The sequence below is a fragment of the Tunturiibacter gelidiferens genome (assembly GCF_014201335.1).
GTDB classification, from domain to species: domain Bacteria; phylum Acidobacteriota; class Terriglobia; order Terriglobales; family Acidobacteriaceae; genus Edaphobacter; species Edaphobacter lichenicola_E.
In genome coordinates, this window is record NZ_JACHEB010000001.1 from 212,449 (window position 1) to 226,489 (window position 14,041).

Genomic DNA, 14,041 nt, shown 5'->3' on the forward strand with positions numbered 1-14,041 from the left:
AAATGCAAACCAGCCACCTTGCAAATATGGGCCAGCCAAGTCTAATCGCCTTCGCTCGTCTCTTGGCGAACTTTACCCTTTTTGGCAAATCCCCTCCCCTGCACGCGCAATCTTGAGCCCAAAAAACTTGCCGCATAGTCGGAATCTGATATAGTCGGATTCCGACCATGAAACCCGACCCCAACCCGCCTCTAGCCCCTGCCATGCTGCACATCCTTCTGGCCCTCGCCGAAGAAGACCTCCACGGTTACGGCATCATCCAGGAGATCTCACGCCAGTCCCACGGACATTACAAACTTGGCCCGGGCACCCTCTACGACAATCTCAAGAGACTCATGGACCAGAAGCTCGTCATCGACGCGCCGAAATCCTCTCTCTCCGATGACGAAACCCGCCGTCTCTACCGCCTGACCGCTCAAGGCCGTACCGTGCTCTCCGCAGAGATCGACCGGCTGCACAGTGTCGTACAAGAGGCGAGGCTGAGGCTCAGCGAAAAGAGGCCACGCCGAGTATGAACCCTTCCCTACGTGTCCTCTATCGCTCCATCCTTCATCTCCACCCGCCTGCCTTTCGAAATCGCTTCGGCGAAGAGATGCTTTGGATCTTTGACGAGCAGACCCGCGAAGGTCGTTCCCTCCAACTCTTCTTCGACATCCTGCGTTCGCTCCTTGTTCAGCAGATCGACACGCAACTTCACCCCCAGCCACAGCCTTCCGGCTTCTACTCGGAGATCTCTTCGACACCGCCCCTGCGTCGAATCGTCCATGCAGCGATCCTCTCCATCCTCGCCGTACTAACCCTCACCCATCTGTCCGGCTCGCAAGGTCCGCAACCCAGACTCTCCGACTCTCCCTTGGTCTCCTCCTCCAGAGTTCATCACAGCTTCACCTACTGGCATCTCTATCGAATCGAAGGCTACCCCGCTCTTGCCCTCAACATCACCAACTCCTCGTCGGAAAGATCCCTCTCAGCCCGCAACCCACAATCCGGAGACTCCAGATGAGAAGACCCAAGATGAAGCGACTGGCCCTGAGACTCCTCGCCCTCTTCACCATCACTCTCTCTGCTGCAAGCCAACTCCATGCTCAGAATCCTGTCGGCTCCTGGCAAGCCACACTACCTGCCGAGTCGCAAGGGCTCCGCATCATGCTGAAGATCGACAAGAGCGAGACGAACGGCACCGCCGGCTCTTGGAAAGGAACTCTTTACAGCATCGACCAGGCGCGCAAAGGCTATCCCACGACAACCCTCACCATTACAGGCGCTCTTATCAAATTCACGGTCGACGACTACCACGTGTCGTATGAAGGAACGTTCTCTCCCGATGGAAACTCCATCACTGGGATCTTCACGCAAGGCAAATCCGTACCGCTCACCTTTGACCGTGCCACCGAAGCCACCGCATGGCCGACCGACTCCACGCCGCACAAGGTCCAGTTCATTCCCGTCGAAGCAGACGTCAAGCTCGAAGTACTCGACTGGGGAGGCACCGGCCGCCCACTCGTCCTGCTCAGCGGTCTGGGCAACGACGCCCACGTCTACGACAAATTCGCACTCAAGCTAACTCCGAACTACCACGTCTACGGAATCACCCGCCGCGGCTTCGGGGCCTCCAGCGCGCCACCACCCACCGTAGTCAACTACAACGCTGACCGCCTCGGCGACGACGTCCTTGCTGTCATCAGCGCTCTCAACCTCAACCGCCCCATCGTCGTGGGCCACTCCATCGCCGGCGAAGAGTTGAGCTCTATCGGAAGCCGTCACCCGGAAAAAGTTGCGGGACTCATCTATCTCGACGCAGCCTTCCCCTACGCCTATTACAACCACGCCAACACCGACCCGATCCTCGATATGGTCGACGTCAGAACACAGATCGATGCGCTCCAGGCAGGCGCTGTACTGGAGCCGAAGTTTGTAGACAACATGTTGACCAGTGTCGCCCAACTTGAAAAAGATATGCAGAAAACAAGAGATGACCTGGCGAAGATGCAGCCTCCGTACCCCCCGCCGCCGCCGGCGCTTGGTTTGGCGATCCTCTTCGGTGTGCAGAAATACACCCAGATCCCCACTCCCATCCTCTCCATCGTGGCGTGCCCGCATGACTTCGGCGATGATTTCCACGCCACTCCGGAAGGGAAAGCGGCAATCGTAAAGGAAGACGAGGCTCGCTGCACGGCACAGGCCGACGCATTCCAGTCCGGCATACCATCCGCCCATGTTGTTCGCCTGCGAAACGCCGACCACTACGTCTTCCGCTCGAACGAAGCCGACACCCTCCGCGAGATGAACGCATTCATCGCCACCCTGCCAAAAGATTGAAACACCCCTCACACACCGGCTTCTCGTTCGCTGCCGCTAAAATTCCACCGCGCTACACCACCAAAAGACCAGCAAAACACCATGTCAAGTCCACAAAACGCAACCACCCGCGCCAGCGTTGAACAATCGCGTGGCGTATCAGTTATGCCCCCATCGCTATACTGGATGTAGTGATACTGGATGTAGTGGCCAAACAAAGAGCGTCATCCTGAACGCAGTGGAGGATCCCTGTATTCGTCTTTGTTTCTATTTTTCCGGCTAACCCATTTAGAAACAATATTTTGCACGTAAGTCCTTTAGTTGGAATATTTTACAGACACACACCCTCTGTAAACTGATCCATCCAAAGGCTTTACGCCCAAAATACCCCCCGGGGGAGGGGAGGGGGTCGAAGCCTAGAACTTGTGAAACATAAAGAAGGCGCCAGCCACCAGACAGCCGAACGCAGCGAAGTGGTTCCAATGCAGCTTGTCGCCAAAGTAAAAAGTCGAAAAGACACCGAACACCGTCAGCGTGATCACCTCCTGAATCACCTTGAGCTGATCCGGACTGAAGGTCTTCGATCCGATCCGATTAGCCGGCACCTGCAGACAGTATTCAAAGAAGGCGATGCCCCAACTGACCACAATGACCTTCCAAAGCGGCACCTCTTTGAACTTCAGGTGCCCATACCAGGCAAAGGTCATAAAGATGTTCGAGCCGATCAGCAAAAAAATAGTCCACATAGTTCGTTCCAGTCTCCATGCAATCAAATGGGAAGCTGAACGGTAAGATGCAAAGAGCATGACCATCGCCGGGAACCTCGAACACCTCCAACAACAGATCCACGAAGCCTGTCGCCGAGCCAACCGCTCCGACAGCAAAGTAGCCCTGATGGCAGTCAGCAAAGTCCACCCGGTCGAGGTGATTCTCGAAGCCTACGCCGCCGGCCAACGCCTCTTCGGCGAGAACCGGGTACAGGAGTTTCAGGAAAAATACCAGCATCTTGCCGCCCTGAACGATGCCCAGTTCCACCTCATCGGCCCGCTGCAGTCAAACAAAACCGCCCGCGCCGCAGAGTTATTCCACGCAATCGACGCAGTAGACTCGCTGAAGATCGCCCAGCGACTCGACGCAGCCGCCAAAGCACTGGGAAAGAAGCTCCCTATCTTGGTAGAGGTAAAGCTGAGCCACGAAGAATCCAAACACGGCCTCGACCCAGCAGAGCTACCCACTCTACTCGCCGCAATCGAACCACTCGAGTCGATCCTAGCTGTAGGCCTAATGACGGTTCCTCCATGGTCCGAAGACGCAGAGCTAGCCAGGCCGTACTTCCGCGAACTCCGCAGACTAAGAGACCAATCAGTCACTAGCTTCCCGAAGCTGACACAGTTGTCCATGGGGATGTCGAACGACTTCCAAGTGGCGATCGAAGAGGGCAGCACGTGCGTCCGCGTTGGAACCTCCATCTTCGGCAAGCGGATCATGGCAAGCGCCGGATGAACTCCGAGCCCCAACCACCTGAGCTCCATCGCGGCCTGTCGACCGGCGCTGCACTCAGCCTCAACGTCATCGACATGGTCGGGGTCGGACCGTTCGTCACCCTGCCCCTGATCGTCGGAGTAATGGGGGGCCCACAGGCAATCCTCGGATGGATAATGGGCGCCGCCTTGTCCCTCTGCGACGGCCTGATATGGAGCGAACTCGGGACCGCCTATCCAGAGGCCGGCGGTTCCTACGCTTACCTGAAACACCTCTATGGGGAGAAGACCTGGGGGCGGGCGTTTTCGTTTCTCTACGCCTGGCAAGTCCTCATCAGCGCACCGCTCTCGACCGCCTCGGGATGTATCGGATTCTCGCAATACATCTCCTTCTTTCTTCCGAACGCCAGCCGACCATTCGCATCCACGTCGCTTCTAGGAGTTCCAGTGGTGCTGAGCGGACAGACGTTTATCGCAATGGCAGCATGCGCACTCGCGATGCTGGTTCTGCACCGAAGTATCATCGCCATCGGTCGAATCGCTCGCTGGCTTGGGCTGGCTGTCGGTCTCACGCTGGTATTGGTGATCGTCGCGGGATTCACGCACTTCAACGCTCATCTGGCTTTCGACTTCCCAGCCGGCGCCTTTCATCTCAACGCGGCATTCTTCGCCGGACTTGGCGCTGGGATGCTGATCTCAGCCTACGATTATTGGGGATATTACGGTGTTTGCTTCGTGGGAGCTGAGGTCCGCGACCCCCAACGGACGATTCCACGCGCGGTCCTGGGCTCGGTCGGTGTTGTCGCAACGCTCTACGTGCTGATGAACATAAGCGTTCTTGGCGTGCTGCCATGGCGAGAGATGGCACAGAATAGCGACAGTCATGCCCGCATGTTCACCATGGCGGTCTTCATGGAAAAACTTTATGGACATGCTGCTGCCGGGGTGATCGTCGTACTTATCGCACTCGCAGCGCTCGCCTCCGTATTTGCCCTATTACTCGGATATTCGCGGATTCCATTTGCTGCAGCACGGGACAACAATTTTCCATCGTGGTTTGGAGTTCTGCACCCGAAGCATCGAGCTCCACTGCATTCCCTATTGGTGCTCGGTGGCATAACGCTAATCTGCTGCGTTTTTAGGCTGCAGGAGGTCATTACAACCCTCGTAGTGGTCCGTATTTTGTTCCAATTTCTCCTGCAGGGAATAGCCGCGCTGCTACCGAGACATCGCAGCGAGCGCAAGACGCGAGGATTTCGGATGCCGCTCTATCCGCTGCCTATACTGCTAGCGCTGAGCGGATTTGTCTTCATTCTTTTTTCGCGACCTAACTTCCTGCGAGATATACGTACTGCCGGGCTGATCTTGGCAGCAGGCTCCGTTGTGTATGCGTTGCGCTACAAAAGGATCAGGAGCGCATCCGAAACGAGTTGACGTCGATGACAAACGTGATTGATCGAAGTATACAAACCAACAGTTCATAGCGGGCAAACAGAGAAGGACGAGAAAACGGCAGGCGCAATAACCGAATTGCTAGCGTGGACTAAAGTTGATATTCGACGAGACTACTTGAAGCCAAAGTTATAGATAACACCGGTGCTTACTCGTATGTTATTTTGGCGGTCGTTCTTAGCGTTGGGAATCTGGGTGTAGACATAGTCAAATTGCCCAAGGGTCACGCCCCACCTTCGCTTAAGTTGTGTGCTTACGCCTCCTCCTGCCGCCAAGCCGAACGAGTTACGGTTTATTGTGAACTGAAAATTCACATCCTCCGCCGCTCCGCCAAATAGTGCTTCACCGTACGGAACGAAACGGCTGGAATTGCGCCGACTGTACCGCGCACCGAACAAATAGTTGACGATGGTGATGTCCTGCGACGTGCCGTTTACCTGATTAGCGTGGGCAACGGCGATATCCGCCAAGGCAGCCCACCTCGCGGTCACGTTCATAAGTATCGTTCCACTTCCACCATTGAGCGAGAAGCAGCCGCATTGGCCCGGAGGTGCGTTCGCGTGGAAGTAGTTATAGTTGGCGCCGATTTCGAATCGAGGTATGTCGTCGTGGAACCCGCCCATGGATATCGCCTGGGCATGGATAACGCCGGATAGAACGGATAGAAGTGCCATTAGCAGGACGCTTCGAAGATGCATCATCCTTCTCCTACTGAACGATCAAGGTGGCGGTTGCCGCATGTTGGACGGTACCTTCAACGCCGGTTACCGTGACGGTGTAGGTCGTTGGGGTAAGAGTGAAATACCCACCTGCGCAGCCACTAAGTGCAGCGATTGGGAGAAGAGAACCCAGGGCTAAGAGGGCTAGCATCAAAGTACGAGGTATCTTCTTTCGCAGCTTCCTTATTGTCCCGAGGCCTAGAAGGCTAAGCATTCCGAGAGCGATCGACAGTTCGTTCTTTGAAGAAGTAGTGTCTTGCGACGGGGAGTTTCGCGCGCTGAGAGAACTGCTGGTTTGTATGTTGAGAACGACTCCCGTGGTACCACTACCTGCGGCAACGGTGGATGGAGTGAAAGTGTAAGTTGAGCCCGTTGGCAACCCTGTGACCGTGACTGTTACGTCATTGAGGAAGGTTGTCGCGATTATCGGAGCGAGGCTAAAGTTAAAGCTCGTCGTCGCTCCCGGAAAAATGTTCTGGCTAGCAGGCCCACTATTTGTGTTCGTGAAGTCTTCCACGGTGTCGCTAGCGGGAGCTGACGTGCTGGGCGCAAAAGTGCCATCTCCAGAATAAACAGCTACGATCTGATGTGCCCCCATTGCCAGATTTGAAGTGAGGAGCGCTGCATTCGCATTCGTGCTGAGGGACACTGCGACGCCACCGTTTGAGGTAAGTGAGGCGGTCCCCAATACGGTTGTACCGTCCAAGAAAGTTACCGTTCCTGTTGCATTAGGGCTAGAAGCGGTGACGTTGGCCGTAAAGGTAATTCCGGTCTTAATCAGTTGGGCAGGTGTGCTTTCGGTAATCGCGATAATGGTCGGAATCTTGTTGATGACCTGTGCCAGCACTGAAGATGTCGAGGAGCTATAGTTTGAATCCCCGCCAAAAGAAGCTGTGATTGGATGAGATCCGATCGTCAGCGTCGATGTAGCAAATGTTGCTACTCCCGACGCATTTAGCGCTCCCGTTCCCAGAATGGTTGAACCATCAAGGAAAGTCACAGCGCCTGTTGCTCCGGAGTGTACGGAGGCAGAGAAAGTTATAAGCTGATTGAATGCCGCGGGATTTGTCGAAGAGGTTAGAGTTACCACGGAGGCTGTTTTGCCGACCGTAACAAGAGTAGGCGGCGACGTAGCTGGATTGTTGTTCGCGTCTCCCGAGATGGCCGCTGTAATGGAATCAACTCCAAGCGGTAGCGACGGAACAGTAAGGGTTGCAACCCCGTCCACGATAGGTGCGGTGCCTAACGGTGTCGTGCCATCGGAAAAGGTCACTGTTCCAGTAACACCTGCTGGGACTTTTTCGGTGATGGTCTCCGGCGTATCGATGGGAAGGTTAGCGGACGAGACGACGGGCGGAGGTAGGATCGGCGTTAGCTTACCTACTATCTGGGTGAGATTAGCGGAAGCGGAGTTGTTATTGGTATCTCCGTTGTAGGTGGCGGTGATGGGGTCGTTGCCAGTGGGCAGGATAGAAGTGGACACGGTTGCTGCGCCGCTAGTCAGCGTCGAAGTGCCAAGTACGGTCGCGCCGTTGGTGAAAGTCACAGTGCCGGTTACGCCAGAGGGAAGCGAGGCGGTAAAGGTCACGGATTGGTTCGCCGCGGACGGATTGGCGGAGGAAGTTAGAGTGACAATAGGGGTGGCCTTAGTCACGATCTGAGTGGTAGTGCCCGTGGCCGGATTGTTGTTGGTATCACCTCCGTAGGAGGCAGTAATCGGGTCGCTGCCGACGGGCAGAGTTGTTGTGGTGATCGTCACGGTCCCGGTCGTCGGGTTCACTGTGCCGGAACCCAGGGTTGTTCCGCCACTGGTAATAGTTATGGTGCCGGTCGTGCCAGGGGGGACCGTCGTCGTAATCGTGACGGGATTGCCAAAGGTGCTCGATCCGGAGGTAGTGACGATGACCGTCGGAGTTGTCTTACCGACCGATTGGACGAGGTTCCCCGCTGCGCTGTTGTAGTTCCCATCTCCATTGTAGGTAGCGGTGATGGTATCGCTTCCTGCTGGGAGTGCAGAACTGGTCACAGTTGCTACTCCACCAATCAGCGTCGAGGTGCCCAGAACCGTTGAACCATTGGTAAAGGTTACAGTTCCAGTGGCGCCGGACGGAAGCGTAGCGGTAAAGGTTACAGATTGATTCAGTGCAGACGGATTGACCGAAGAAGTCAGGTTTACCGTGGGAGTTGCTTTTGTCACAATCTGGGTGGTTGTGCCGGTAGCTGGATTGTCGTTTGTATCGCCGCCATAAGAAGCCGTGATTGGGTCACTGCCCACCGGGAGCGTCGTCGTTGTGATGGTTACCGTGCCAGTCGTCGGGTTTATCGTGCCGGAGCCAAGCGTCGTTCCGCCACTGGTGACTGTGATCGTGCCGGTTGTGCCGAGAGGTACAGTCGTCGTAATGGTAACTGGGTTGCCGTAGCTGCTCGAACCGGAAGTAGTAACAGTAACGGGTGGGGTAGCTTTGTTAACTGTCTGGGTCAGACCTGCTACTGCCGTATTGTTATTTGTGTCGCCACTGTAGGTCGCAGTGACCGGGTCAGCACCTATAGGCAGGATGGAAATGCTTATGGTCGCTACACCATTGGCTAAAGTTGATGTGCCCAGAGCTGTTGAACCGCTGGTGAAGGTCACGGTGCCGGTCGTGTTCGATGGAAGTGATGCCGTGAAGACGACTGACTGGTTGGCAGAAGAAGGGTTAAGCGACGAGGATAGGGTCTCTTTTGGAGAAGCCTTGGTAACGGTCTGTGTAGCCGTCCCAGTGGCGGGATTGCTGTTTGTGTCGCCCCCATAGGAGGCAGTAATCAGGTCGCTGCCCACTGGAAGAATGGTTGTAGAGACCGTTACTGTTTCAGTGGTGGTGTTCACCGTGCCAGAACCCAAAGTCAGGCCACCGCTGGTGATTGTGATCGTGCCGGTGGTGTCCGAAGGAACAGTCGCCGTAATTATGACCGAACCACCGTAAATGCTCGGGCCGGAGGTTGTGACTGTGACGGTTGGAGTTACCTTGGCCTTGCCGACCACTTGGGTGAGACTAGCCGAAGCGGAGTTGTTGTTGGTATCTCCGTTGTAGGTTGCGGTGATGGGGTCGCTCCCTGACGGCAGGGTAGAAGTGGAGACGGTTGCCGCGCCGCCGGCCAGTGTCGTTGTTCCGAGGACAGTCGCCCCGCTGGTAAAAGTCACTGTGCCGGTCACGCCAGAGGGTAGCGAGGCGGTAAAAGTTACGGACTGATTTGCTGCCGACGGATTGGTGGACGAGGTTAGAGTTACAGTCGGAGTAGCCTTTGTGACAGTCTGAGTGGTAGTGCCAGTGGCTGGGTTGTCGTTGGCATCGCCCCCATACGAGGCTGTAATCGGGTCGTTGCCGACAGGCAGAGTCGTCGTGGTGATGGTCACGATGCCAGTCGTTGGATTCACCGTGCCGGAGCCCAGATTCGTTCCGCCGCTGGTAATTGTTATTGTGCCGGTGGTGCCAGGGGGGACCGTCGTTGTAATCGTGACGGGGTTTCCATAGGTGCTCGAACCAGAGGTGGTGACGATGACCGTCGGGGTCGTCTTATTTACAGTCTGGGTTAAAGTTGCTGTCGCTGTGCTGTTATTTGCATCGCCGTTGTAGGTTGCAGTGATCGGGTCAGCACCTATCGGCAGGGTAGAAGTGTTTACGGTTGCTACACCATTTGCCAATGTTGACGTACCTAGGAGGATTGAACCGCTGGTGAAGGTCACGGTTCCGGTCGCGTTCGATGGAAGAGATGCGGTGAAAACTACTGACTGATTCGCGGCCGAGGGATTGACTGATGAGGACAGCGTCTCAGCAGGAGAGGCTTTCGTTACCGTCTGCGTCGTCGAACCCGTAGCCGGATTGTCATTCGTGTCACCGCCATAGGAGGCAGTGATTGAATCATTCCCAACTGGAAGAGCTGTCGTAGTGATAGTTACTATTCCTGCCGGATTCACGGTGCCGGAGCCAAGAGTCAATCCCCCGCTGGTGATCGTAATGGTGCCAGTTGTGCCTGAGGGAACCGTCGCAGCAATTGTGACCGAACCACCGTAGATGCTTGGGCCGGAGGTGGTAACGTTTACAGTCGGAGTCGCCCTATTCACAACCTGGACGAGAACAGCTGAGGTATTTGAGTTATAGTGCGCGGTGATATTGTGCGAGCCAACCGAAAGACTAGACGTCGTGAATGTTGCGGTGGTTCCGGATATGACTCCGCTTCCAATGTTAGTTGAACCGTCGAAGAAGACAATTGTCCCGGTCTTCCCCGTAGGTACGGTCCCAGTGAAGATGACGGATTGTAAATAAGTTGAAGGATTAAGGGAAGAGCTTAGCAGGACGTTAGAAACTGTGGCTGTAACCGTATTTGAGTTGCTAGGATTGTAGTTTGAATCTCCAGCGAAAACGGCAGTGAGTGCGTCGGCACCTACTGGCAGGGCAGTTGTCGTCAGCGTAGCGACCCCGTTCACTAGTTTGGCGGAACCCAGGGAAGTCGTTCCCGTGAAGAATGTGACAAGCTCATTGTTGGTGGTCGTGGTTGGTGGTCCGACTGTGTAGGGGGCGAGCATAGCTGTCAACACTACAGATTGACCCGGGAAAATCGATGAGAGTACCGACGACGTCAAGGTGAGCGTGGTATCTACGGGTGCGGCGGTGAGTGGCACCGTAGCAGAGATGCTGCCTATATAAACAGAGTCGCCAGAGTAACTGGCATCCACATTGTGAATACCACTTCCAAGCGGGAAGACGGCCACATGAGTGAGGGCAGACGCAACAGAAGTTTGTTGAACCTGGCTCAAGGAAACAGCGGCACGGGGGGTATCTGCGTCTGTTCCAATGAGGTCTGCATTGCCGTCGTTGTTATAGTCTCCTGCGTTGACAGCATAGGTGAGGGCGAAGCCGCCAATGCCTGGCTCTTGGTAATTCTGGAAGGTTCCGTCGCCATTACCCTGGTAGACGAGAGCCCCGGTACTACCTCCTGCAATAATGTCAGGGATCCCGTCGCCATTTACGTCGGCCAGATGAGGATCTGATGGAATGTCCGAAACGTAGGTGGATGTCTGGAAAGCTCCCTTCCCATTTCCAAGAAGGACAAACAAGCTGTTTCCGATATTACTGTTGCCACTACCCGGTCGTGTAATGGAACTTGATACAACGTCTGGAAAGTCATCGGCGTTTGTATCACCCGCCGTAAGGAATTCCCCTATCTGGGTCGCTACGGGAGAGGTCGGAATTTGAAATGTTCCATCCCCATTACCGAAGGCGAGGTAGAGATCTGACAACGAACTGTTGGGTGTCGCTGTATCGACAGCGTAGGCAACATCGTCCTTCCCATCCATGTTAAAGTCCGCAACTACTACGCCATTGGCAAGGGCAGGGGTCGAAATAGATACCTTCTCCTGGAGGAATTTGCCAGTGCCGTCGCCAAGGAAAAATTTGACATTCTCTTGTGACTTGTCGGAGAGTGCGATATCCAAAAGACCGTCGTTGTTGAAGTCGCCGATGGCAATACTCGCGACATCGCCGGTAGGATAATAGACAGGTGCCTTGAAGGTTCCATCGCCGCTGCCGAGGATTATAACCAGACCGCCATTAGTGCCGTCGGAACAGCCGAGCGCAATATCGGTGACCCCATCGCGGTTGAAATCGGCAAGGACAATCTGTAGCGCTTTCCCAACGTTACAACCGGCGTAGTTTACCTTCGGCTGAAAGGTCCCATCTCCATTGCCGAGAAGCACGGAAATCGTCTGTGCGGCATCCCCGGTCACCACATCGAGATTGTTGTCGGTATTAAGATAAGCAGATGCGATGGCAACTGACCGAAGGCTCGTACCGTTGCCACCTATCGCGAATGGCTGGTTCTGAACAAATGTCGTCGAGAGCGTTGACACTACGAGATTTTCGGTGCCAAGCAGGCTATTGCTCGTGCTCGTGTCCAGAAACGAGATAGTGCCGCTGGGGCCAGTGTTAAGCGAGCCAAAACCTGCGACAGTTCCAGTAAGACTGTAGTTGCCGATAGATCCCGCTGAGGTCAAAGTCAAGGATGATGCATACGTACCCGTCACTGAATATGTGACCGTGTTTGATTCGCTGCTTGCGTAGAGGTTGTTTGCCCTGAACACAGCTTTATAGCTGTGATTTCCGATCGGTCCGCTACCGATTTTGACGGAGGCAGAAGCTGCAGGAAAAGTCAATTGGGCGATTCCCAGAGCAGAGTTGTTTTCGCAATACTTTGCCGTCGCTTCACAAAAAAGCACTAACCCGGCTGTAATTGGCGAATTTCCTGCTGTTACGGTTGCCGTCAGTATGATCGGAGTCTGATAGGCAACAGAAGTCGCAGAGATTGCCAACGTTGTGACGGTTGCTGTTGCGGTGGGTGTTGTTCCAAAGGCCACGGGCGAGATGACCGATAACAAGGTGAGGAAAAAAAGTACTCTCGCGCGGCAAAGACTCATAAAAATCGAGACAGAAAAACAAGGCGAACGGTGAGACAAGCGTGTCATAGGTTTCCCCTTGGCTCGTTACTTCGACCAAACTTTAGTACTCAACGTAACCTCCCGAGTAAGTACTCACCTATTACACGAAAGTTGCACCGTGACGGTGAGTCGATTGGCCCTGATCGCGCTCGACGCATCCGGAACGGGCAATCTCACTAGGTGGGAATGAATGGAAGATGGCTTGCCTACACCGCGCCTGACACCTGCAGCAATTTGTGCTTGCAAGGATTTCGGGTGAACTGGGACTACGCGGTATAGTTCGTCTCAACCTGGAAGACCTAAGGTCGCCATCAAGGTAAGAGCAGAGACTATTTCGACGCGCGTCGGACGTTTAAGTCGATTGATAGTAGAAGCTTGAGTGAAAATTACTCTTCGATGACTGCCTTGACCAGATTTCTCGGGCTATCGACATCAATGCCACGACTGATCGCCAGCGTGTAAGCGAGTAGTTGAAATGGCACGACCTCCAAAATGGTTGATAGAAGGTCATTGCTTGGGGGGATAAAGAGACAGGAATCAGAACACTTAGGAACATCCTGATCACCTTCTGTTGCCAGGGCGATAATTCTTGCACCCTGCGCTCTCATATCCTTCATTAATTGCAGGACCTTTGAGTATCGCAAGAGCGAATCGGGATCACCCGCGTCGGCAGTGGCGATCATAATCAGCGGAGAATCTTTGCTGACGAGGGCGTTAGGGCCATGTTTCAGTTCACCCGAGGGATATCCTTCAGCGTTTAGGTATGCCGATTCCTTAAGCTTAAGCGCACCCTCCCTGGCTATCGCATAGTGAGCACCGCGACCGAGATAGAGCAACGTGCTGGAGTTTGCCAGCTGAGGCGTCAAGGCTTCGATCTGCTTCTGCCAGCCAGGCAGCGCGGCCTGGAGCAAACCGGGGATCGCGCGCAACTGGCGGCCGTGAGCTTCAGCAGTCTGCAGCGTCATGCGACCGCGGACTCGCGCCAAGTGAAGGGCGAGAGAGTAGAGCACAGCGAGTTGGGTGGTAAAACTTTTTGTTGCTGGTATGGCCTTCTCAACACCAGCAAAAGTAGGCAGTGAAGCACTCGCCTCGGTTGCCATGCTGGAATGGGCGTTATTCGTGATTGCGACGGTGGCGAGTCCTCGCGCGTGCGCTTCTCGGAGAGCGGCAAGCGTATCAGCAGTCTCCCCGGACTGCGAGATGACTACCACGCCGGGATTATGAAGAGTATGCGTAGAGCGGTAGGTGTACTCACTCGCGTATTCGACGTCAACAGAGATCCCAGTCAGATCTTCAAGCATGATTTCGCCAGCAAGGCCAGCGTGTCGGCTGGAACCACTAGCGGCGATAACGAGCCGTTCTCGACCTCCAAGAGCATCGACAACCGGTTGAAACGTCTCTGCTGTTGAAAGACCGCCCGGGACGTATTGTTCGATGGTCGCGGCTAGAGCTTGAGGCTGCTCATAGATCTCACGCAGCATAGCATGAGGAAATGTCACGAGATCCTGCGATATGGGCGTCGGTTCTGTCATTTGTTTTGGCATCCAACTGCTTTCTCTAACTGTGTAACGGCCAGCTGACCTATCGAAGTCGATCAATGAGCACTATCGCCACACTTA

The 14,041-nt window shown here is 54.9% G+C and carries 9 protein-coding genes; 5 read left to right on the forward strand and 4 right to left on the reverse strand.

From position 1 onward, the window contains the following. Window positions 1–167: 167 nt before the first annotated feature. Genes HDF14_RS00885 through HDF14_RS00895 form a run of 3 tightly spaced genes read left to right on the forward strand, consistent with a single transcriptional unit; the run spans window position 168 to window position 2,319 of the window. Window positions 168–515: a PadR family transcriptional regulator gene (locus tag HDF14_RS00885; protein ID WP_183972643.1), complete on the forward strand. Its 348-nt coding sequence runs from the start codon at window positions 168–170 to the stop codon at window positions 513–515. Next, on the forward strand, window positions 512–1,003 hold the full coding sequence (locus tag HDF14_RS00890; RefSeq protein WP_183972645.1) for a hypothetical protein: 492 nt from the start codon (window positions 512–514) through the stop codon (window positions 1,001–1,003). Before HDF14_RS00885 ends, HDF14_RS00890 begins: the two co-directional genes overlap by 4 nt. A gap of 11 nt (window positions 1,004–1,014) precedes the next feature. Beyond that, a complete protein-coding gene (locus HDF14_RS00895) occupies window positions 1,015–2,319 on the forward strand; it encodes an alpha/beta fold hydrolase (RefSeq protein WP_183972647.1) in 1,305 nt (434 codons plus the stop codon). Between the two features lie 395 nt (window positions 2,320–2,714). On the opposite strand, the gene HDF14_RS00900 is transcribed toward HDF14_RS00895, so the two are convergent. Further along, the gene (locus tag HDF14_RS00900) at window positions 2,715–3,044 is read right to left on the reverse strand and encodes a DMT family protein (protein ID WP_183972649.1); all 330 of its coding nucleotides are present in this window, start codon (window positions 3,042–3,044) and stop codon (window positions 2,715–2,717) included. A gap of 58 nt (window positions 3,045–3,102) precedes the next feature. Between HDF14_RS00900 and HDF14_RS00905 the strand changes: the two genes are divergently transcribed. After that, on the forward strand, window positions 3,103–3,801 hold the full coding sequence (locus HDF14_RS00905) for a YggS family pyridoxal phosphate-dependent enzyme (protein ID WP_183972651.1): 699 nt from the start codon (window positions 3,103–3,105) through the stop codon (window positions 3,799–3,801). Next, window positions 3,798–5,213 (forward strand): APC family permease, encoded by a 1,416-nt coding sequence (locus tag HDF14_RS00910; RefSeq protein ID WP_183972653.1) that lies wholly within the window; start codon window positions 3,798–3,800, stop codon window positions 5,211–5,213. Before HDF14_RS00905 ends, HDF14_RS00910 begins: the two co-directional genes overlap by 4 nt. Before the next feature lie 131 nt (window positions 5,214–5,344). On the opposite strand, the gene HDF14_RS00915 is transcribed toward HDF14_RS00910, so the two are convergent. The 3 genes from HDF14_RS00915 to HDF14_RS00925 form a co-directional block, all read right to left on the reverse strand. Further along, the gene (locus HDF14_RS00915; RefSeq protein ID WP_183972655.1) at window positions 5,345–5,932 is read right to left on the reverse strand and encodes an outer membrane beta-barrel protein; all 588 of its coding nucleotides are present in this window, start codon (window positions 5,930–5,932) and stop codon (window positions 5,345–5,347) included. A gap of 7 nt (window positions 5,933–5,939) precedes the next feature. Beyond that, window positions 5,940–12,341, reverse strand: coding sequence for an Ig-like domain repeat protein (locus HDF14_RS00920; RefSeq protein WP_183972657.1), 6,402 nt, complete (start codon window positions 12,339–12,341; stop codon window positions 5,940–5,942). Window positions 12,342–12,808: 467 nt separating this feature from the next. Further along, window positions 12,809–13,954, reverse strand: a complete 1,146-nt coding sequence (locus HDF14_RS00925) for an SIS domain-containing protein (RefSeq protein WP_183972659.1) — start codon at window positions 13,952–13,954, stop codon at window positions 12,809–12,811. Between the last annotated feature and the right edge of the window lie 87 nt (window positions 13,955–14,041).

Bases quoted from the DNA above. Each gene is read 5' to 3' on its own strand.
- HDF14_RS00885 (WP_183972643.1), top strand. From the start codon at position 168: ATGAAACCCGACCCCAACCCGCCTCTAGCCCCTGCCATGCTGCACATC.
- HDF14_RS00890 (WP_183972645.1), top strand. From the start codon at position 512: ATGAACCCTTCCCTACGTGTCCTCTATCGCTCCATCCTTCATCTCCAC.
- HDF14_RS00895 (WP_183972647.1), top strand. From the start codon at position 1,015: ATGAAGCGACTGGCCCTGAGACTCCTCGCCCTCTTCACCATCACTCTC.
- HDF14_RS00900 (WP_183972649.1), bottom strand. From the start codon at position 3,044: ATGTGGACTATTTTTTTGCTGATCGGCTCGAACATCTTTATGACCTTT.
- HDF14_RS00905 (WP_183972651.1), top strand. From the start codon at position 3,103: ATGACCATCGCCGGGAACCTCGAACACCTCCAACAACAGATCCACGAA.
- HDF14_RS00910 (WP_183972653.1), top strand. From the start codon at position 3,798: ATGAACTCCGAGCCCCAACCACCTGAGCTCCATCGCGGCCTGTCGACC.
- HDF14_RS00915 (WP_183972655.1), bottom strand. From the start codon at position 5,932: ATGATGCATCTTCGAAGCGTCCTGCTAATGGCACTTCTATCCGTTCTA.
- HDF14_RS00925 (WP_183972659.1), bottom strand. From the start codon at position 13,954: ATGACAGAACCGACGCCCATATCGCAGGATCTCGTGACATTTCCTCAT.